Raw genomic sequence first — 19,261 nt, forward strand, 5'->3', positions numbered from 1 at the left:
CAGCCGGCCTGCCTTCCTGTTACTTCCAGTCCTTCAGGAGCTTGCGGTAGCCGTCGCCCACCGTCTTGGCTCCCGTCTCCGGGGTGGTCTGGCCGGTCAGGACCTTGGTGTACTCGGTGACGAGCGGCGCGAAGAGGCTGCCGGTCTCCGGGATCCAGGGGCGCTCGACGGCCTTGTCGACGACCGGCTTGAAGAAGGTGATCATCTCGTTGGTCGCGACGTCCGGCTTGATGAAGACGGACTCGCGGGTCGGGAGGAGGCTGAGCTCCTTCGAGATCTTCGCCTGGGTCTCGGCCGAGGTCATGTACTCGGCGAAGGCGTAGGAGGCGTCGAGGTTCTTGGAGCCCGCGTAGACGGCGAGGTTGTGGCCGCCCTGCGGGGCGCCCTGGCCGCCCGAGCCGGCCGGGACCGGGGCGATGCCCAGGTTGGCCTTGTCGGCGAACTCCTTGCCGGCGTAGGTGTCGGCGACGGCCCACGGGCCGTTGATCATCATCGCGACCTTGCCTTCCTTGAAGGCGGTCTGCATGTTGTTCCAGCCGTCGGTGGCGTCGGTCTTGGCCGCGCCGGAGTCCACCAGGTCCTTGACGACCTTGAAGGCCTTCACGCCGGCCGGGTTGTCGACGGTGATCTTCTTGTTCTCGGCGTCGACGAGGTCGCCGCCCTCGCCGTACAGGAAGGAGAGGAACCAGTAGGCGTCGTCGCCGCGCAGGTACAGGCCGGTCTTGCCGGTCTTCTGCTTGATCTTGGCGGAGACGGACTTGAGCTCGTCGATGGTCTTGGGGACCTCGACGCCGGCGTCCTTGAAGATCTTCTTGTTGTAGAAGATGCCCATGGAGTCGATGACCTGCGGGACGGCGTAGGTCTTGCCGTTGTACTTCGTGGAGGCGGCGGCCTGCTCCAGGAAGTCGTCCTGGTCCTTGAGGGCGGCGGTGCCGTCCAGCGGGGCGAGGTAGCCGAGGTCGGCGAACTCGGGGGTCCAGGCGACCTCGGAGCGGATGACGTCGGGCGCGCCGGAGCCGGACTGCGCGGCGTTCTTGAACTTGTTCTGCGCCTCACCGAACGGCACGTTCACGTACTTGACGGTGACCTTGGGGTGCTGCTTCTTGAAGTCCTCGGCGACCTTCTTGAAGACCTTGTCCTCGGAGCCGACCGTGGAGGTGTCCCACCACGTCACGGTGCCGGAGAGCTCGCCCGAGCCCTTCGAGCCGCCGTTGGAACCGCTGTCGCTTCCGCCGCACGCCGCCAGGGTCACGCCCAGGGCCGCGACCAGCGCGGTGGCCGCTATGCCACGCCGCATGTGAACTCCTTCAATGATCCCGGGGAGACGAGGGGCTGGAACCTTCCTCATGCGACCGCTCCCTCGCGGCGCTCCGGGTTGCCAGGAACGTAACAGGGATGAAAACGCGCCGAAAGACCTTGCGAGAACTTTCCGCAAGACCCGGCGATCGTTACATCCGCGTGTCCCGAAGGTTGCCGAAGGATCGCTTGACAGGGGTCGGCACCCCCCTCTCCCGCTCCCGTTCCCACCCCTATGCCCCCGAAAAGCGCCCGCAAGGCCTGCAAGAGCTTGCGCAAGGTTCGCGCCGTGACGGTCTGTGGGGTAGCGGTGGGCAATACGCCCTGTGACCGGTACAGTCCACCTTCATGACCGCGCGGCTCTCAGACATCGCAGCCCAGGCGGGGGTCAGTGAGGCCACAGTCAGCCGCGTGCTCAACGGCAAGCCGGGCGTGGCAGCCGCCACCCGCGAGTCCGTCCTTGCCGCGCTCGACGTGCTCGGCTACGAGCGGCCCGTCCGTCTGCGCCAGCGCAGCGCGGGGCTCGTCGGCCTCATCACCCCCGAGCTGGACAACCCGATCTTCCCCGCCCTCGCCCAGGTCATCGGGCAGGCCCTGACCCGGCAGGGATACACACCGGTCCTGGCCACGCAGACCCCCGGCGGGTCCACCGAGGACGAGCTCACCGACATGCTGGTGGAGCGCGGTGTCGCCGGCATCATCTTCGTCTCCGGTCTGCACGCCGACACCACCGCCGACATGACGCGCTACGACCAGCTGCGCGGCAAGGGCGTCCCGTACGTCCTCCTCAACGGCTTCTCCCCCAAGGTCCAGGCGCCCTTCGTGTCGCCCGACGACCGGGCGGCGATGCGTCTCGCCGTGACGCACCTGGCCGCGCTCGGGCACACCCGCATCGGACTCGCCGTCGGGCCGAAGCGCTTCGTGCCGGTGCTGCGCAAGATAGAGGGCTTCCAGCAGGGCATGCAGGAGCGGCTCGGTCTCGGCCCCGAGGAGTCCGAGGCACTGATCCAGCACTCCCTCTACACCCTGGAGGGCGGTCAGGCGGCGGCGGGGGCGCTGATCTCCCGCGGCTGCACGGCGGTCGTCTGCGCGAGCGACATGATGGCGCTCGGCGCGATCCGGGCGGCCCGGCAGCAGGGTCTGGACGTCCCCCGGGACGTCTCGGTCGTCGGTTTCGACGACTCTCCGCTCATAGCCTTCACCGATCCGCCGCTGACCACCATCCGGCAGCCGGTGCAGGCGATGGGGCAGGCCGCGGTCCGCGCGCTCCTGGAGGAGGTGGGGGGCACCCCGGCCCCGCACTCCGAGTTCGTCTTCATGCCTGAGCTGGTGGTTCGCGGCTCGACCGCATCCGCCCCGACGCCCGTGCGCACTCCTTCCTGAGGTGGACCGGGTGCACCCGGAACCCGACCGAGGGATGATCGGTCGGGGGGACGGGATCTGGCAGACTCTCTCGCTATGGGTGAAACGACCGTGAAGAGCTTGGACAGCCGGACGACCCCGTCGTCACCCATCGTGAACGACGAGGGCAGGTTCGCGCGGCTGCGCGCGCGCACGCCCCGGCGCCCCACGATCTGGTTCGAGATCCTGCTCATCGCGGTGAGTTACTGGACGTACTCGCTCATCCGGAACGCGGTGCCGGAGCAGAAGGCCGAGGCGCTCAAGAACGCCGACTGGATCTGGAAGACCGAGGAGTCCCTCGGTCTCGCCTTCGAGCACGCCGTCAACCATGCCGTGAACTCGGTGACATGGCTGATCGTGTCGATGAACTACTACTACGCCACGCTGCACTTCGTCGTGACCATCGGTGTGCTGGTGTGGCTGTACCGAGGGCATCCGGGCCGTTACGCGGCGTTCCGTACGGTCCTCTTCGCCACCACCGGTGTGGCCCTGGTCGGCTACTACCTGTACCCGCTCGCGCCGCCCCGGCTCATGAACGGCCAGAGCTTCGTCGACACGGTGCTCGTCCACCACACCTGGGGCTCGATGGCCTCGGGGAACCTCAAGCACGTGTCGAACCAGTACGCGGCGATGCCGTCGATGCACATCGGCTGGTCGCTGTGGTGCGGAGTGACCATCTTCCTGCTGGCCAAGGCGCCCTGGGCGCGGATCCTCGGCCTGCTGTACCCGACGGCGACCCTCGTCGTCATCGTCGCCACGGCCAACCACTTCTGGATGGACGCGGTCGGCGGCATGATCTGCCTGGCCTTCGGCTTCGCCGTCTCCTACTTCTGGTACGGCTCGCGCCCGCACCGGCTGCCGAAGCTGGTGGAGCAGGTCGGCGTCGTCGAGCGGGGCGGTCCGCCCCCGGCGAAGGGGACGGACCGCGCCCCGGAGGACACCGAGGAGCAGGTCCGCTCCGGCAGGTGATCCCGCCGCCGGTCAGCCCCGGTGCGTGACCCTGCCGCCCGCGACCGTCAGCCGGACCGGGGCCTCGGCGGTCTCGTCCGCAGGGGCCTCGACCGGGTCCACGGCGAAGGCGGCGAGGTCGGCCCGGAAGCCCGGGGCGATCCGGCCCGTGACCGTCTCCTCACCCGCGGCGACCGCCGCGTGCGTGGTCATCCCCTCCAGCGCCATCAGACCGGTCAGGCCTCGGTGGGTCGAGGCCGCGCCGCGCGGGGCGCGCGCCGTGGCGAGGACCTGCCGGGCGTCGTAGTGGGCGATGGGCCAGTCCGAGCCGAGCGCGAGGTGCGCGCCGGCGTCGCGCAGGTCGCGGCAGCGCCAGGCGCGGGCGGCCCGCTCGTCGCCGAGCCGTCGGGACCACTCGTCGGTGTGGTCGGCGCGGGTGTACGCGGTGTGCGGAGGCTGCATCGAGGCGACGACGCCGAGCGCGGCGAAGCGGCCGAGCTGGTCGTCGGGGACGGTCTCGATGTGCTCGATCCGGTGGCGGGGGCCGCCCGTGCCGAGGGCTTCCACGGTGTCGAGGACGTGCCGGACGGCGGCGTCGCCGATGGCGTGGGTGGCGGTGCCGACCCCGGCCCGGTGGAGGTGGCGCACGGCGGCGGAGTAGGCGGCCGGGTCGGGCCAGAAGGCGTCGGTGCCCTGGCCGTGGCAGTCGGCGTGCTCCAGCCAGGCGGTGCCGCCTTCGACGGTGCCATCCATGAAGAACTTCACGCCGCCGATCGCCCAGAGGCGTCCGGCCCGCTCCTGGAGCCGTACGAATCCGTCGAGCTCCTCGGCGGTGGCGCCGGGCATGCACCAGGGGGCGAGGCGGAGGCGGACGGGCAGGTCGCCGTCCTCCTCGATGCCGGCGAGCAGGCCGGGGACGTCGTGGCCGCCGAGGTCCATGACGTGGGCGGCGGTGAGGCCGGTGGCGGCCATGGCGCCGAGGAGCTCGACGAGCCGGTCGCGGCGCTCGGCGTACGGCTGCGTGGGCAGGACCGGGGTCATCAGGTCCATGGCGGCGTGCTCGACGAGGTGTCCGGTGGGGCGGCCGTCGGTGTCGCAGACGATCTCGGAGTGCTGGGCGAAGGCGCGGGGTCCTTCGACGCCGGCGGCCTTGAGGGCGGCGGCGCTCGCGAGGGCGGAGTGTCCGTCGTAGAGGCGCAGGAGGGCGGGGGCTCCGCCGAGGGCGTCCTCGATCAGCTCGCGGTGGACGGGGCGGCCGCCGAAGGCGTTGTGGTCGAGGCCGAAGCCGACGACCCAGCCGTCGCGGCGCTCGGCGGCGCGGAGGGCGGCGCGGAGTCCTTCGAGGTCGGTGACGCCGGACAGGTCGGTGCCGGTGAACATCTCCAGGCCCCAGACGGGGTGGCTGTGGGCGTCGGTGAGGCCGGGGGTGAGGGTGGCGCCGGCGAGGTCGATCGTCTCGGTGCCGGGCCCGGCCCAGGTGCGGGCCTCCGCGTCGGTGCCGACGGCGGTGATCAGTCCGCCATGGACGGCGAGGGCTGTGGCGCCGGTGGGCTCGGGGTCGCGGACGCGGGCGTTGACGAGGACGAGGTCGGGTGCGGACACGAGGGGTCTGCTCCTTCGGGGTCGGGTTCTGCGGCGAAGCGGGCGTAGACCTCGGGGCGGGTGCGGCGGAGCCGGCGCGCGAGGAGGAGCCCGAGGAGGAAGACGGCGGGGGCGAGGGAGACGAGCACGGTGTTGACCGTGGTCGAGGCCCCGGTGAAGAGGTCGACGTGGGCGGTGACCAGGCCGATCGCCCCGGCGAGCAGGACGAAGGCCGCCACGGGGGCGACGACGGTGCGCAGCACGCCCTCGCGGTGGTCGATCCGCCGGAAGAAGCAGGGCACGGCGAGCGCGGCGAGCAGCTGGAGGATCATCAGGCCGATCATCCCCGGGGTGTTCACCCAGAGGAGGAGCTGCTGGTACGGGTCGGCGCCGGCGAGCGCGAAGGCGAGGACGACGAGGGCGCCGAGCACGGTCTGGGCCGCTCCGGCCACGTACGGGGAGCGGTGGCGGGGGTGGATCCGGCCGAGGGTCTTCGGCAGGACGCCTTCCTCGGAGAGGGAGAGCGCGTAGCGGTTGATGGCGTTGTGGAAGGCGAGGAGGGAGGCGAGGACGCTGGTGATGATGAGCAGGTGCATGAGGTCGGCGGCCCAGGCTCCGACGTACGTGGTGATGGCGGCGAAGAAGAGGCCGCCGGGGTCGTCGGCGGCGGCCTGGACGACCTTGTCCTCGCCGAAGGCCTGGATGACGGTCCAGACGACGAAGGCGTAGAAGAGGCCGAGGAAGGCGACCGCGATGTAGGTGGCGCGGGGGATGGTGCGCTCGGGGTCCTTCGCCTCGCGCCGGTAGATCACGGTGGACTCGAAGCCGGTGAAGGCGGCGAAGGCGAAGGCGAGGACGGCGGCGGTGCCGCCGGTGAGGACGTGCGCGGGGGCGAGGCCGCCGGCGGAGAGGCCGTCCGCTCCGCCGTCGAGGAGGACGCCGCCGGCGAGGAGGACGAGGATGCCCGTCTCGGCGACGAGGAGCACGCCGAGGACCTTGGCGCCGAAGTCGATGGAGCGGTAGCCGCCGTACCAGATGATCAGGAGCCCGGCGAGGGAGACGGGGAGCCAGGGGACGTGGTGGCCGAGGGCGGCGGCGGTGTCGGAGGTGGCGGAGCCGAGGAGTCCGTAGACGCCGATCTCCATGCCGTTGTAGCCGAGCATGGCGACGAGGGCGGCGGCGATGCCGACCGGGGTGCCGAGGCCGCGGGTGATGTACGCGTAGAAGGCCCCGGCGCTGCGGACGTGGCGGCTCATGGTGGTGAAGCCGACGGCGAAGACGGTGAGGGTGAGGCCGGCGAGGAGGTAGCCGACGGGGGCGCCGATGCCGCCGAGGAGGATGGCGACGGGGGCGACGCCGGCCATGACGGTGAGCGGGGCGGCGGCGGAGACGACGAAGAAGGAGATGTCGGCGGTGCCGAGGGTGCCGGTTCTCAGGCCCGGGGGTTCGTCGGGGGTGGCGTCGGGGGTGGGTGAGGGCATGGCGGGGGAAGCCTTTCCGCGACAGGAAACCTAAAGGCTTTCGGTTTGCGCAATGTAGCCTCGGCCTCGACCGTTCGGGAAGACCCGACGAACATCAGAACCGGCAGCAGCCGAACAGGGAGTGACGATTCATGGGCCGGCCGCGCAGACCGCTCCTCGACCGGGAGCGGATCACCACCACGGCGCTCGAGATCGTCGACGAGCAGGGCGAGTTCAGCGTCCCGCAGATCGCCAGGCGGCTCGGGGTGCAGACGGCCTCCGTCTACCACCACGTCGACGGCAGGGACGGCATCGTCGAGCTGCTGCGCGAGCGGGTGGCCGCCGCCATCGACGGCGCGACCCTCGACCGGGAGCCCTGGGACGCCGCCATGGCCGCCTGGGCCCGCTCCTACCGGGCCGCCTTCGCCGCCCACCCGCGCACGATCCCGCTCCTCACCACCTCACCGGTGCGGGCGCCCAAGGTCCTCGCCCAGTACGAGCGCGCGGTCGGCCGCCTGCTCGACGCGGGGTTCGCCCTGGCGGACGTCATGCCGGTGATCATCGCCCTGGAGAACGTCGTCCTCGGCTCGGCCCTCGACATGGCCGCTCCCGAGGCGATGTGGGAGCTCGCCGACGAGACGGCCACGCCCCAGCTGGCCCGCGCCCTCGGCGCGGCCCCGGAGTCCCGCTCCGACCAGGCCTTCGAGCTGGCCCTGGCCGGCTATCTGGAGCACGTCCGGACGCTGCTCGACGCGGATCAGCTGTAGGACTGCAGCTCGATCAGATGCCCCTCGGGGTCGCGGAGATGGGCGGTCCGCAGGCCGGGCCCCCACTCCGGACGGTCGGCCGCACCCCGTACGGGTTCGGCGCCGGACTCCAGGCAGAGGGCGAGGGCCGTGTCCACGTCGGTCACGCGCAGGACGAGCATCGCGGTGTCCTGGGCGGGTGCCGGGCGGGCCGGCAGGGCCCCGGTGCCGAGGACCGAGGCCATCGCGCCGCGGTCGAAGAGCACCAGGACGGCCCTGCCGTCGGCCTCCCAGTTGGCGTACGGCCCGTCCGGCGCGCCCTTGTCGAGATCCGCGCCGGTCAGCGGCGGCAGGACCGCCGCGTAGAACCGGAAGCAGTCGGCGAAGCGGCTGACGAGCAGACGGGGGTACGGGGCGTCCACGGCGGGCTCCTCGAAGAATAGTAGGTGTGCACCCACTATAGGAGCGGACCTTAGACTTCTGTCATGTCCTCCGCGCGATCCACCCCGCCCGCCCTGCTCGGCCTCAGCACCTATCTGCTCTCCCGGATCGGCAAGGCCGCCCGGGGCCGCCTCGCGGACCGCCTGGCCGAACGCGGCCTGCGCCTCTGGGACATGGCGGTCCTCGCCGCCCTCTCCGACTTCGGGCCGCACGCGCAGCGCGACCTCGTCGTCCGGCTCGGCGTCGATGCGAGCGACATGGCCAAGCTGGTCGACCAGCTGGCCACCGGCGGATACGTCGAGCGGGCGCGCGACCCCGAGGACCGGCGGCGGGTCTCCGTCTCCCTCGCGCCCGCCGGCGGCGCCCTCCTCGCGGAGCTCGACGCCGAGGCCAGGTCCGTCCAGGACGAGCTGCTCGCCCCCCTGGAACCGGAGGAACGGGCCCTGCTCCAGGGCCTGTTGCTCCGGGTGCACCAAGGGCTCGGCTGAGCGCCGCCGCTACGCCCCGTAGAAGAGCTCCTCGACGACGGCCCTGGCCCGGCGGGTGATGCGCCGGTAGTCGTCGACCATCTCGCCGACGTGCCCCGGCTCGTACCCCAGGTACCGCGCGACCGCCGCGAGTTCGCGCGGATCCGAGGGGAACGTGTCGCCCGGGCGGCCGCGGACCAGCATCACCGCGTTGCGCACGCGGGTGGCGAGCACCCAGGCCTCGTCGAGGGTCTGCGCCTCCTCCGTCGGGATCAGGCCCGCCGCGTGCGCGGCGCGCAGGGCCTCGCGGGTCCGGGTCGTCCGCAGGCCCGGTTCGACCCAGCCGTGCCGCATCTGGAGCAGCTGGACCGTCCACTCGACGTCACTGAGCCCGCCGCGCCCGAGCTTGGCGTGGAGGGTCGGGTCGGCGCCGCGCGGCAGCCGCTCGGACTCCATCCGGGCCTTGAGGCGGCGGATCTCGCGGACCGCGTCCTCTCCGAGCCCCTCGGCCGGGTAGCGCAGCGGGTCGACGAGCTCGACGAACCGCTCGCCCAGCTCGCGGTCCCCCGCCATGGGTTCGGCGCGCAGCAGCGCCTGGCTCTCCCAGACGAGCGACCAGCGGCGGTAGTAGGCCTCGTACGACTTCAGGCTGCGCACCAGGGGGCCGCTCTTGCCCTCCGGCCGCAGGTCCGCGTCGATGAGCAACGGCGGGTCGGCGGTGGGAAGTTGGAGGAGCCGTCGCATCTCGGCGACCACCCGGTTCGCGGCCTTGGCCGCCTCCAGCTCGTCGACGCCCTCCCGCGGCTCGTGCACGAACAGCACGTCGGCGTCGGAGCCGTACCCCAGCTCGTGGCCGCCGAAGCGGCCCATGCCGATGACCACGAACCGGGTCGGCAGCTCGTCACCCCACTCGGCGCGCACGGCGGCCCGCAGGGCGCCGGCGATCGTCGACGCGTTGAGGTCGGTGACGGCCTCCCCCACCCGGTCGACGAGCGCGCCCGGGTCGGGCTCGCGGGGGCTGTCCTCGGTGCCGTACGAGCCGATGAGATCGGCCGCGGCCGTACGGAACAGCTCCCGGCGGCGCACCCCGCGGGCCGCCGCCACCGCCTGCTCGGCGTCGTCCGCGCGGCCCACCGCCGCCAGGACCTCCTGCTCCAGATGGTCCCGGCCGCGCGGCCTCAGACCCTCCGGGTCGCCGAGGATCGCGACGGCCTCGGGGGCGCGGAGCAGCAGGTCCGGGGCGAGGCGCCCGGCGGAGAGCACCCGGGCGAGGTTCTCGGCGGCGGCGCCCTCGTCGCGGAGCAGCCGCAGGTACCAGGGGGTCTTGCCGAGGGCGTCGGAGACCTTGCGGAAGCCGAGGAGTCCGGCGTCCGGGTCCGCCGAGTCGGCGAACCAGCCGAGCAGCACCGGCAGCAGCGTCCGCTGGATCGCGGCCTTCCGGCTCACCCCGGAGGCCAGCGCCTCCAGGTGGCGCAGGGCGGCGGTCGGGTCGGCGTACCCGAGGGCTTCGAGGCGCTGCCCGGCGGCCTTCGGGCTGAGCCGGATCTCGCCGGGGGCGAGCTGGGCGACCGCGTCGAGCAGCGGCCGGTAGAACAGCTTCTCGTGCAGCCGCCGGACGACGGCCGCGTGCCGCTTCCACTCCTTGTTGAGCTCGGAGACCGGGTCGGTGCGCAGCCCGAGGGAGCGGCCGAGGCGGCGCAGGTCGGCCTCGTCCTCGGGGACGAGGTGGGTGCGGCGCAGCCGGTGGAGCTGGATGCGGTGCTCCATGGACCGCAGGAAGCGGTACGCCTCGTCGAGCTGGGAGGCGTCGGCGCGGCCGACGTAGCCGCCGGCGGCGAGGGCGGCGAGCGCGTCGAGGGTCGTGCCGCTGTGCAGCGTGGCGTCGCTGCGGCCGTGCACCAGCTGGAGGAGCTGCACGGCGAACTCGACGTCCCTGAGTCCGCCGGGTCCCAGCTTGAGCTCGCGTTCGACCTGGGCCACCGGGATGTTGTCGACGACGCGGCGGCGCATCTTCTGCACGTCGGGGACGAAGTTCTCGCGCTCGGCGGCCTGCCAGACGAGCGGGGAGACGGCGTCGATGTACTGGGCGCCGAGCTCCGGGTCCCCGGCCACCGCGCGCGCCTTCAGGAGCGCCTGGAACTCCCAGGTCTTCGCCCACCGCTGGTAGTAGGCGAGGTGGGAGGAGAGGGTGCGGACGAGGGGGCCGTTGCGGCCCTCGGGGCGCAGGTTGGCGTCGACCGGCCAGATGGTGCCCTCGACGGTGGTCTCCGAGCAGATCCGCATCAGGTGGGAGGCGAGCCGCGTGGCGGCCTGGATCGCCTTGCCCTCGTCCGCGCCGTCCGCGGGCTCGCCGACGAAGATCACGTCGACGTCGGAGACGTAGTTCAGCTCGTGGCCGCCGCACTTGCCCATGGCGATCACCGCGAGCCGGCACATCGCGGCGTCGGCGGGTTCGGCCGTACGGGCGATGGCGAGCGCGGCGCGCAGGGTCGCCGTCGCCAGGTCGGCGAGCTCGGCGGCGGTCTGGGCGAGGTCGGCGGTGCCGCACACGTCACGGGCCGCTATGGCGAGCAGGCAGCGGCGGTAGGCGACCCGCAGCGACACCGGGTCGGTGGCCTCGGCGAGCCCCTGCTCGAACTCGGCGACCCCCGGGTGCAGGTCGGCAGCCTCGTACGTGACGAGGGTCTCCCAGTCGCGGGGGTGCCGGGCCAGGTGGTCCGCGAGCGCCTCGGAGGCGCCGAGCACCCCGAGGAGCCGGTCCCGGAACGGCTTCGCGGAGAGCAGCGTGGTGGTGAGGGTCCCCCGCTCCGTCTCGGGCTGGGCCTCGACGAGCCGGACCAGGCCGCGCAGGGCGAGATCGGGGTCGGCGGTGGCGCCGAGGGCGTCGAGGAGGACGGAGTCGCCGCGCAGCGCGGACAGCTCGGGCACGTCCAGGAGCCGTTCGGCCCCCGAGGGGTCGGTGAACCCGTGCCGCAGCAGACGTGAGAACGTGCTGCTCCTGCGTCCCGGCACCGTCATTCCGCCGCTCCCTCCGAGCAGGTCCAAGCCCCGGGACGAACCCGGGACATCGAGCCTAGCCCCCGCCGGACGCGCGGGCGTCCAGGCCTGCGGTTCGCGGCGGATCGCACGTGACGTCTCGCACATCGGTGGCTTTTCGAGGCCGATGAACCGTATTCCTTGAAAGTTCGTCTTGCCTTCCGCGGGACGGTCCCGCTCGTCCGACCTCTTGTGGAAAGCACCCCACCGAACATGCGCGTCCTCCGCCGCCCCGCCCGCCCGTCCCGCCGCAGGACCGCCGCCACGGTGGTGACGGCCGCCCTGGTGGGCGGCACGTTCGTCGGGCTCCTCACGGTGACCGGGGCGCCGCGCACGCCGTCGGCGCACGCGGTGGAGGACACCACCTCCCCGGCGACGTCCCCGGCGACGCACGCGCCGACGAGGGTCCTGCCGGCCGAGGCGAACGGGAAGCCGGGGAAGGCCGGGAAGCCCGGACGGGGGACCCGGTCCCCGGTGTCCGTCGTGCAGATCGTGGCCCACCCGGACGACGACCTGTTCTTCATGAACCCGGACACCTCTCAGTCCCTGCGCTCCGGCAGCCCCCTCACCGGCGTCTACCTCACCGCCGGCGAGTCCGACGGCGTCAACGCCCGCCCCCGCGACGCCAAGGCCGCCCCGCGGGACAAGGCCGGCTACGCCGAGGCCCGGCAGAACGGCATACGCGCCGCGTACGCCGAGATGGCCACCGGCAGCAGGACCTCCGTCTGGGACCGGGAGGCGATACCCACGGCCGGCGGCGGGTGGGCCGAGCTGGACACCCTGCGCGCCCGGCCGCAGATCAAGCTCGTGTGGCTGCAGATACGTGAGGCCGGCGCCACCAACGGCGACCGGCCGCACAGTCTCCACGGCCTGTGGACGGGCCGGATCACCACGCTGGAGTCGCAGCGCTCCGCCGGCACCCCGGTCTCCGCCGACTTCGCCTACACGAGGGAACAGGTCGTCGCCACGCTGACCGGGATCCTGGAGCGGTTCCGGCCGACCTTCGTACGGATGCAGGACCCGAGCCCCGGCACGTACCCGGGGAGCGGGAAGTTCCGGGACCACCAGGACCACCTGTTCGGGGCGCGGTTCGTGCAGACCGCGCTCGCCCGGTACGCGCAACTGCCCGGGCACCCGCACGTCGGCGTGCAGAACTACCTCGGCTACCCGACCAGCGTCCTGCCGCACACCCTCGACCCCGTGACGGCCGACGCGAAGCTGAAGACCCTCAAGACCTACTCCTGGCTGGACGGGGTCCACGACTGCGAGACCGACGCCGGCTGCGGCGACCTGAAGGTCGCCGCGCGGCCCGGCGGGCGGGGCTGGACCCAGACCGTCCGCTACGCCCGGGGCACCTCCACCTCCTGGGTCCAGCGCGACCCCGACGGCGGGCTGCACGCCTTCTCCGTCCTCGACGGGCACCTGGCGGCCTGGCGGAAGCCGGCCGACGCCGTGGCCTGGCGGGGTCCTGAGCTGCTGCCCGGCGCGGGCCTCGACAGCGGGGTCACCTCCGTGACCCTGCCGGACGGCCGCATCGCCGTCTTCGGCACCCGTACGGTGCTCGGCGGCGACGCGGCCGCCTACCGCCGCGAGGTCGTCACCACCGTCCAGTCGGCCCCCGGCGGCGCCTTCGGCGCCTGGAACTCGCTCGGCACGCCCGAGCGGAGCGACGCCGAAGGGACCTCGGACATCAGCGCCCCCGCCGTGACGGTGGCCGCCGACGGCCGGGCCACCGTGATCGTGCGGGACAGCCTGCACCGGCTGACGGCCCGCGAGCAGCTGGCCGACGGCGGCTGGGCCCCGTGGCGGTCGCTGGGCGGCACCGAGGTCTACGGCGACCCGGTGGCCGCGACGGACGCGAACGGCCGCGGCCACGTCTTCGCCAGCACCCCCGTCACCGTCCTCGCCTGGGCCGAGCGGACCCCCGGCGGGCCGCTGACCGGCCCGTCCCTGACCGGGCTGCCGCCGACGACCCTCGCGCTGAGCGCGGGCGCGGCGCCGGACGGCGACGGCGTACGGCTCTGGTTCCGCAAGCCGGCCTCCGGCGACCTGCGCAGCGCCGACTTCTCCGGCGCGGGCCCGGTCTCCCCGATCACGGAGCTGGCCGGAACCGGCGTCGCGGGCTTCGGCCCGGTCAGCGGCGGCGACGGCCTCCTCGCGGTCCGGTCCCGCACCGGCTTCCTGGCGACGGCCCCGCACGGGCGGGCCGGGACGCGCCCGGTGTGGACGCTGGAGAAGTTCCTGTTCTCCGGGGCTCCGGACGCCGGTACGGACGGGGTGGCGGCGATCGGCCTGGACGGCCGGCTGCACTGGACGCCGGCGGCACGCTGACCTCGTTCCGGTACGCCGTTCCGGGTGCGTGGACCGGTCCCGTGCGGGACCGTGGTCCCCATGAACATCACGCTGGAAGTCGTCACGGTCCCCGTCACCGACCTGGACCGGGCGAAGGAGTTCTACGGCGGGAAGTGCGGCTTCACGATCGACCTGGACAACGAGGTGGCGCCCGGCGTGCGCGTCATCCAGGCGACGCCGCCCGGCTCGCGCTGCTCGATCGCGATGGTCAGCGGCATGCCGCAGATGCCCGGCACGAAGGAGATGGCTCCGGGCAGCCTGCAGGGGCTCCAGCTGTGCGTCACGGACCTCGACGCGGCGCGGGAGGCGCTCGTCGCCCGGGGGGTCGGCGTCTCGCCGATGATGCACGTCGGTGCGGCGGGCTGGGAGGACGGCAAGGGCGAGACCTGGAACTCGTTCATGACCTTCGCGGATCCGGACGGCAACGGCTGGGTGGTGCAGGAGGCCCCGTCGGAGCTGTCGGAACGCTGAGACCGGCCACCGCCGCGGCCGTCCAGTGCCCGGCGGCACCGGGACAGGCGGCGAGATAGGCGGCGACCTCGGTGTGCGCCCAGGCCCCGGTCCGTCCCAGCCCGGCCGCCAGGTGCCGCAGGTAGGCGGCGGACGGCGCCCGCAGCCCGTCCTCGTGCGGCATCGACCACGGGGCGGTGAACGTCAGCACCGGGAGCCCGTCGAGGAGACCGGGGCACACGAGCGTCTCGTACCGCCCGGGGCCGAGCGCGCCGCACCCAGTGGCGACGACCTCGGCCAGATCGAGGTCGTCACCGGGCTCGCGGTACATCTCCTGGGCCGCGATGTCCGAGAACTGGCCGGCCGTCAGCAGGTGGGCGACCCCCCACGCGGTGCCGTCGGGCGCCGGGTCGTAGAAGGCGAGCCCGCCGCCCCACACGGGCGAGTCGCCCGCGAAGTACACCCGGCCGGGCAGCACGACCGGCACGGACCGCTCGGGCGGGCGCGGGTCCCGGCACCCGGGGAACTCCCGCGCGGCTTCCGGCGGACGGCCGCCGTCGAGGTAGTACCGCAGGCGCTCGGCGTGCGTGTTGGAGCCGTAGGCGGCGTACCAGACACGGTTCTCGGGTTCCCGCATGAGGCCCGACGCTAGCGCGGGCGGAGCCGTAGGCCCTAGAAACCCAGGTAGAAGTGGCGGAGCTCGTCGTCCTCCGCGACGCACCGCATCCCGGCGGCCTCCATCACCCGGTGGGAGGCCGGGTTGTCCAGGTCGGCGTCGCCCTTCACCCCGGCGGCGCCGGCCGTCCGGGCGATCTCCAGGAGCGCCCGCAGCGCCTCGGAGGCGTAGCCCTTCCCGCGCACGGACGGCACGAGCCCGTACCCGACGGTCGCGACGCCGATCTCGTCCGGGGGCCCGTGGAAGCCGATGCCGCCGACGGCGACGCCGTCGAGCCGTATCTCGTAGGTCCGGTACGGCCCCGGATCCCCGCGCTCGGCGAGTCCCCGCAGGAACCCGGTGTTGGCCCGGACGTCCCCGTCACCGGGATAGCCCTCCCCCCAGCGGTCCCCGGGCCCGGACTCCCGGGCGACGACGCGCTCGGCCTCGTCCACGCTCAACGGATACAACAGGAGCCGCGCGGTGGCGACGGATTCGATCTTCACTGCCGCAGTGTGAAGCGGCTCCGGGGACGCGGGCAACGGATTTAGCCGCGCGCCGCCCAGCGCCGCAGCCGCGCGGTGTTGTCCCGCTTGCGCGACCGGACCCCGCCGGTCTCCCCCGAGACCGTCGTGAACGCCGCGACCGGCGTCCGGCGGCGCCGGCCCCCGGGCGAGGTCCAGCGGACGGCGGGGAATCCCGTGACACCGGTGACGGCCGCCCGCGGTATCGCCCGCGACCACAGGAACCCGCGGACCACGAGCCGCTCGGGCTCGCACCGGACCCCCGCGCGGTACCCGCGCACGGCCAGGCCCCCGCACACCAGGACGGCGACGGCCGCCACCGCCCGCTCCGGGACGGTCGCGGCCTCCACCCCGTACGCGAGGAGGCCGGCCCCCGGCGCGAGACCGAGCACCGTGTGGGCCACGCGGTTGACGCGCGTGGGCACGAGCTCCGTGACCGGACCGCGCCGGGAAGCGTCCCCCGTCACAGCACCGGCAGGTTCTTCCGGAGCTCGAAGGCGGTGACCTCGGAGCGGTACTCCTCCCACTCCTGCTTCTTGTTGCGGAGGAAGAAGTCGAAGACGTGCTCACCCAGCGTCTCGGCGACCAGTTCGCTCTTCTCCATCAGGGCGATCGCCTCGCCCAGGTTCTGCGGGAGCGGCTCGATGCCCATCGCGCGGCGCTCCGCGTCGGAGAGGGCCCAGACGTCGTCGTCGGCGCCGGCCGGGAGTTCGTAGCCCTCCTCGATGCCCTTGAGGCCCGCGGCGAGGAGGACCGCGTACGTCAGGTACGGGTTGGCGCCGGAGTCGATGGAGCGGACCTCGACGCGGGAGGAGCCCGTCTTGCCCGGCTTGTACATCGGGACGCGGATGAGGGCCGAGCGGTTGTTGTGGCCCCAGCAGATGTACGAGGGGGCCTCGCCGCCCGAACCGGCCGTCCGGGACGAGCCGCCCCAGATGCGCTTGTACGAGTTGACCCACTGGTTGGTGACGGCGGAGATCTCGCCCGCGTGCTTCAGGAGGCCCGCGATGAAGGAGCGGCCCACCTTCGACAGCTGGTACTCGGCGCCCGACTCGTAGAACGCGTTCCGGTCGCCCTCGAAGAGCGACAGGTGGGTGTGCATGCCCGAGCCCGGGTAGTCCGAGAACGGCTTCGGCATGAACGTGGCCTGCACGCCCTGCTCCAGCGCCACCTGCTTCATGACCAGGCGGAAGGTCATGATGTTGTCCGCCGTGGACAGCGCGTCCGCGTAGCGGAGGTCGATCTCCTGCTGGCCGGGCGCGCCCTCGTGGTGGGAGAACTCCACCGAGATGCCCATCGACTCGAGCATGGTGATGGCCTGGCGGCGGAAGTCCATGCCGACGTTCTGCGGGGTGTGGTCGAAGTAGCCCGAGTTGTCGGCCGGGGTCGGCCGGGTGCCGTCGAGCGGCTTGTCCTTCAGGAGGAAGAACTCGATCTCGGGGTGGGTGTAGAAGGTGAAGCCGAGGTCGGAGGTCTTGGCCAGGGCCCGCTTGAGGACGTACCGGGGGTCCGCGAAGGACGGCGAGCCGTCGGGCATGAGGATGTCGCAGAACATCCGCGCCGTGCCCGGGGCCTCGGCGCGCCACGGCAGGATCTGGAAGGTGCCCGGGTCCGGCTTGGCGATCATGTCCGACTCGTACACCCGGGCGAAGCCCTCGATCGCGGAGCCGTCGAAGCCGATGCCCTCGTCGAAGGCCTGTTCCAGCTCGGCGGGGGCCACGGCCACCGACTTCAGGAAGCCGAGCACGTCGGTGAACCACAGACGTACGAAGCGGATGTCGCGCTCCTCGAGCGTACGGAGCACAAATTCCTGCTGCTTGTCCATTTCCACACCCATCCTCGCTGGTCAGGCCGCCTGCTCCCACCGCCTCCGGTACATCGGGGGGCACCTGAGCATCCCACCACATGGTTTCGCGCACGTTGCACACCCATACTGCCTGCTCGGGTGTGACTCAGGTAACGGGAGAACGGCCGGATCCGGGTGGTTGTGCACCCGACCGGTGTCTGCCCGCCGGTACCGAGTGGTACCCCGTTCGGCCCACAAGGGCCTCCCGCCCACTACGATCTGCGCCCATGGGGGCCCCACGGCTCGTACGCCTGTCCCGACACGCGCGTCCCATGGCACTGGCGAGTGCCGTGGCGACGCTCCTCGCCGCGCTCTTCCTCTGTCTGGGGACGGGGCCGGACGGGGCACGGACCCACCACGAGGAGGCTCCGCGGGCCACGGGCGCGGCCGGTGCCGCCGTCTCCGCGGCCACGGCCGCCACCGGCGAGTACGTCTGCCCGTACGACCGCGGCGGCTGCTCCCTCTTCCCCTCGCTCTCCCCCGCGGTGCTCAGCGCGCCCCCGCTCGACCCCCCGCTCCAGGCGACGGGCGGGTCGCCGCGTCTGGCACCGCCTTCCGGTGACGGGGCGGCGCGCCGCCCGGACGCCCGGCCGCGCGCGCCGGACCTGCACGTCCTTCAAGTTCTCCGGACGTGACGGCGTCGGGCGTCCCGCCACGAGGCGGACCCCGCCCCCGCACGTCCACCCCCGAACTCCACCCCACTCCTGAAGAAGGACGACACCACCATGGCCGCCAACCGCTCCGCCACCGCCGACCGCCGCGCCCGAATAGAGGAGATGCGCCGCGCCGAGCAGGCACGCGAGCGCCGCAACCGTCTGATCACCATCGGCATCTCGTCCGTCGTCGTGCTGAGCCTCGTCGGCTTCGGCACCTTCATCCTGATGAAGGAGTCCGACAAGAAGGACAAGGCCGAGGCCGCCGCCAAGGCCCCGATCGCCGGCGAGAAGACGTGGGACGCGAAGAAGCTCGGCCGCAACCACGTCACCACGACCGTGAAGTACGACATGAAGCCGCCGGTCGGCGGTGACCACAACCAGGTCTGGATGAACTGCGACGGCGTCGTCTACGACAAGAAGGTCGGCGACATGAACGCCGTGCACTCCCTGGAGCACGGGGCCGTCTGGGTGACGTACAACAAGCAGGCGTCCCAGGCCGACGTGAAGAAGCTGGCCGACAAGGTCGGCAAGACCAAGTACTCGCTGATGAGCCCCATGGACGACCAGACCGGGGCGATCATGCTGTCCGCCTGGGGCAAGCAGGTGACCGTGGACGGGGCGGACGACCCGCGCGTCGACGCCTTCTTCACGAAGTACGTCCAGGGTCCGCAGACCCCGGAGCCGGGTGCCGCCTGCACCGGCGGCATCGGTGCGGACGGGCAGGGCGGTACGGGGATGGGCCAGTGAGGCTCAACCGGACGCAGGGGGCGGCGGTCACCGCCGTCGCGCTGGCGCTGCTGTTCGCCGGGGGCGCGGTCACCGTCGCCTCCGCCGACCGCGACGAGGCCCCGGACACCCCGGCCTCCACGTCGGCGGACGCCGGCTTCGCCCGGGACATGTCGGTCCATCACCAGCAGGCCGTCGAGATGTCGTTCATCGTCCGGGACCGGACGAAGGACGAGGAGGTCCGGCGGCTCGCGTACGACATCGCCAACACGCAGGCCAACCAGCGGGGCATGATGCTCGGCTGGCTCGACCTGTGGGGCCTGCCGAAGAACGAGTCCGGTGTCGAGCCGATGACCTGGATGGGCATGGGCGTCTCGGCCGACGCGGACTCGCTGGACGGGGCCCTGATGCCGGGCATGGCGACGGACGCGCAGCTGGACGAGTTGCGCAAGGCCAGTGGCCGGAAGGCCGAGGTCCTGTACCTGAAGCTCATGACCGCGCACCACAGGGGCGGGGTCCACATGGCCGAGGGCTGCGTCCAGAAGTGCGGCGTGGCCCTGGAGCGGAACCTCGCGCAGGGCATGGTCGACGCGCAGACGTCCGAGATGGCGCTGATGGCGGACATGCTGAGGAAGCGCGGGGCCTGACCCCCGCCGGACGAGGCGCTCGGCCCCCG

General features: G+C 72.7%; 17 protein-coding genes. 8 read left to right on the plus strand and 9 right to left on the minus strand.

From position 1 onward, the window contains the following. Nucleotides 1–19: 19 nt before the first annotated feature. Nucleotides 20–1,297 (minus strand): extracellular solute-binding protein, encoded by a 1,278-nt coding sequence (locus tag ACN9MM_RS11660; protein WP_426363547.1) that lies wholly within the window; start codon nucleotides 1,295–1,297, stop codon nucleotides 20–22. A gap of 347 nt (nucleotides 1,298–1,644) precedes the next feature. On the opposite strand from ACN9MM_RS11660, the gene ACN9MM_RS11665 reads away from it, so the two are divergent. Further along, complete coding sequence (locus ACN9MM_RS11665) at nucleotides 1,645–2,679, plus strand: LacI family DNA-binding transcriptional regulator (protein ID WP_426363548.1); 1,035 nt, start codon at nucleotides 1,645–1,647, stop codon at nucleotides 2,677–2,679. A 75-nt stretch (nucleotides 2,680–2,754) separates the two neighbouring features. Then, nucleotides 2,755–3,666, plus strand: coding sequence for a phosphatase PAP2 family protein (locus ACN9MM_RS11670; protein ID WP_426363549.1), 912 nt, complete (start codon nucleotides 2,755–2,757; stop codon nucleotides 3,664–3,666). A 12-nt stretch (nucleotides 3,667–3,678) separates the two neighbouring features. On the opposite strand, the gene ACN9MM_RS11675 is transcribed toward ACN9MM_RS11670, so the two are convergent. Both ACN9MM_RS11675 and ACN9MM_RS11680 read right to left on the minus strand, forming a co-directional pair. Continuing rightward, nucleotides 3,679–5,247, minus strand: coding sequence for an amidohydrolase (locus ACN9MM_RS11675; protein WP_426363550.1), 1,569 nt, complete (start codon nucleotides 5,245–5,247; stop codon nucleotides 3,679–3,681). Continuing rightward, on the minus strand, nucleotides 5,157–6,707 hold the full coding sequence (locus ACN9MM_RS11680; RefSeq protein WP_426363551.1) for an APC family permease: 1,551 nt from the start codon (nucleotides 6,705–6,707) through the stop codon (nucleotides 5,157–5,159). Before ACN9MM_RS11680 ends, ACN9MM_RS11675 begins: the two co-directional genes overlap by 91 nt. Before the next feature lie 131 nt (nucleotides 6,708–6,838). Here ACN9MM_RS11680 and ACN9MM_RS11685 point away from each other — a divergent pair, with 131 nt between their 5' ends. Beyond that, nucleotides 6,839–7,453, plus strand: a complete 615-nt coding sequence (locus tag ACN9MM_RS11685) for a TetR/AcrR family transcriptional regulator (RefSeq protein WP_426363552.1) — start codon at nucleotides 6,839–6,841, stop codon at nucleotides 7,451–7,453. On the opposite strand, the gene ACN9MM_RS11690 is transcribed toward ACN9MM_RS11685, so the two are convergent. After that, a complete protein-coding gene (locus ACN9MM_RS11690; RefSeq protein WP_426363553.1) occupies nucleotides 7,444–7,854 on the minus strand; it encodes a VOC family protein in 411 nt (136 codons plus the stop codon). The two genes, ACN9MM_RS11685 and ACN9MM_RS11690, sit on opposite strands and share 10 nt — an antisense overlap. Nucleotides 7,855–7,917: 63 nt before the next feature. On the opposite strand from ACN9MM_RS11690, the gene ACN9MM_RS11695 reads away from it, so the two are divergent. After that, entirely contained in the window at nucleotides 7,918–8,361 is a 444-nt protein-coding gene (locus ACN9MM_RS11695; RefSeq protein WP_426363554.1) for a MarR family winged helix-turn-helix transcriptional regulator, read from the plus strand. A 9-nt stretch (nucleotides 8,362–8,370) separates the two neighbouring features. Here the strand turns inward: ACN9MM_RS11695 and ACN9MM_RS11700 are convergent, their stop codons facing one another. Continuing rightward, nucleotides 8,371–11,358, minus strand: a complete 2,988-nt coding sequence (locus ACN9MM_RS11700) for a bifunctional [glutamine synthetase] adenylyltransferase/[glutamine synthetase]-adenylyl-L-tyrosine phosphorylase (protein WP_426363555.1) — start codon at nucleotides 11,356–11,358, stop codon at nucleotides 8,371–8,373. Between the two features lie 231 nt (nucleotides 11,359–11,589). Between ACN9MM_RS11700 and ACN9MM_RS11705 the strand changes: the two genes are divergently transcribed. Next, nucleotides 11,590–13,707 (plus strand): PIG-L family deacetylase, encoded by a 2,118-nt coding sequence (locus tag ACN9MM_RS11705; protein ID WP_426363556.1) that lies wholly within the window; start codon nucleotides 11,590–11,592, stop codon nucleotides 13,705–13,707. A 60-nt stretch (nucleotides 13,708–13,767) separates the two neighbouring features. After that, on the plus strand, nucleotides 13,768–14,199 hold the full coding sequence (locus tag ACN9MM_RS11710; RefSeq protein WP_426363557.1) for a VOC family protein: 432 nt from the start codon (nucleotides 13,768–13,770) through the stop codon (nucleotides 14,197–14,199). Here the strand turns inward: ACN9MM_RS11710 and ACN9MM_RS11715 are convergent. The 4 genes from ACN9MM_RS11715 to ACN9MM_RS11730 are packed head-to-tail and all read right to left on the minus strand — an operon-like array spanning nucleotide 14,126 to nucleotide 17,182. Beyond that, nucleotides 14,126–14,815: a histone deacetylase gene (locus tag ACN9MM_RS11715; RefSeq protein WP_426363558.1), complete on the minus strand. Its 690-nt coding sequence runs from the start codon at nucleotides 14,813–14,815 to the stop codon at nucleotides 14,126–14,128. The two genes, ACN9MM_RS11710 and ACN9MM_RS11715, sit on opposite strands and share 74 nt — an antisense overlap. Before the next feature lie 35 nt (nucleotides 14,816–14,850). Further along, on the minus strand, nucleotides 14,851–15,339 hold the full coding sequence (locus ACN9MM_RS11720; RefSeq protein WP_426363559.1) for a GNAT family N-acetyltransferase: 489 nt from the start codon (nucleotides 15,337–15,339) through the stop codon (nucleotides 14,851–14,853). A 41-nt stretch (nucleotides 15,340–15,380) separates the two neighbouring features. Beyond that, nucleotides 15,381–15,782 carry a hypothetical protein gene (locus ACN9MM_RS11725; protein WP_426363560.1) on the minus strand — a complete coding sequence of 134 codons (402 nt, stop codon included), beginning with the start codon at nucleotides 15,780–15,782 and terminating at the stop codon, nucleotides 15,381–15,383. A gap of 38 nt (nucleotides 15,783–15,820) precedes the next feature. Then, entirely contained in the window at nucleotides 15,821–17,182 is a 1,362-nt protein-coding gene (locus ACN9MM_RS11730; RefSeq protein WP_015033133.1) for a glutamine synthetase family protein, read from the minus strand. 746 nt (nucleotides 17,183–17,928) lie between these two features. Here ACN9MM_RS11730 and ACN9MM_RS11735 point away from each other — a divergent pair. Both ACN9MM_RS11735 and ACN9MM_RS11740 read left to right on the plus strand, forming a co-directional pair. Beyond that, the gene (locus ACN9MM_RS11735) at nucleotides 17,929–18,606 is read left to right on the plus strand and encodes a DUF3105 domain-containing protein (protein ID WP_426363561.1); all 678 of its coding nucleotides are present in this window, start codon (nucleotides 17,929–17,931) and stop codon (nucleotides 18,604–18,606) included. After that, on the plus strand, nucleotides 18,603–19,232 hold the full coding sequence (locus ACN9MM_RS11740; RefSeq protein WP_426363562.1) for a DUF305 domain-containing protein: 630 nt from the start codon (nucleotides 18,603–18,605) through the stop codon (nucleotides 19,230–19,232). The genes ACN9MM_RS11735 and ACN9MM_RS11740 overlap by 4 nt, the downstream gene beginning before the upstream one ends. Nucleotides 19,233–19,261 lie beyond the last annotated feature (29 nt).

This window comes from Streptomyces sp. E-08, assembly GCF_049913095.1.
Taxonomy (GTDB): domain Bacteria; phylum Actinomycetota; class Actinomycetes; order Streptomycetales; family Streptomycetaceae; genus Streptomyces.

Bases quoted from the DNA above. Each gene is read 5' to 3' on its own strand.
- ACN9MM_RS11695 (WP_426363554.1), top strand. From the start codon at position 7,918: ATGTCCTCCGCGCGATCCACCCCGCCCGCCCTGCTCGGCCTCAGCACC.
- ACN9MM_RS11730 (WP_015033133.1), bottom strand. From the start codon at position 17,182: ATGGACAAGCAGCAGGAATTTGTGCTCCGTACGCTCGAGGAGCGCGAC.
- ACN9MM_RS11735 (WP_426363561.1), top strand. From the start codon at position 17,929: ATGGCCGCCAACCGCTCCGCCACCGCCGACCGCCGCGCCCGAATAGAG.
- ACN9MM_RS11700 (WP_426363555.1), bottom strand. From the start codon at position 11,358: ATGACGGTGCCGGGACGCAGGAGCAGCACGTTCTCACGTCTGCTGCGG.
- ACN9MM_RS11670 (WP_426363549.1), top strand. From the start codon at position 2,755: ATGGGTGAAACGACCGTGAAGAGCTTGGACAGCCGGACGACCCCGTCG.
- ACN9MM_RS11660 (WP_426363547.1), bottom strand. From the start codon at position 1,297: ATGCGGCGTGGCATAGCGGCCACCGCGCTGGTCGCGGCCCTGGGCGTG.
- ACN9MM_RS11685 (WP_426363552.1), top strand. From the start codon at position 6,839: ATGGGCCGGCCGCGCAGACCGCTCCTCGACCGGGAGCGGATCACCACC.
- ACN9MM_RS11715 (WP_426363558.1), bottom strand. From the start codon at position 14,815: ATGCGGGAACCCGAGAACCGTGTCTGGTACGCCGCCTACGGCTCCAAC.
- ACN9MM_RS11665 (WP_426363548.1), top strand. From the start codon at position 1,645: ATGACCGCGCGGCTCTCAGACATCGCAGCCCAGGCGGGGGTCAGTGAG.
- ACN9MM_RS11680 (WP_426363551.1), bottom strand. From the start codon at position 6,707: ATGCCCTCACCCACCCCCGACGCCACCCCCGACGAACCCCCGGGCCTG.
- ACN9MM_RS11710 (WP_426363557.1), top strand. From the start codon at position 13,768: ATGAACATCACGCTGGAAGTCGTCACGGTCCCCGTCACCGACCTGGAC.
- ACN9MM_RS11705 (WP_426363556.1), top strand. From the start codon at position 11,590: ATGCGCGTCCTCCGCCGCCCCGCCCGCCCGTCCCGCCGCAGGACCGCC.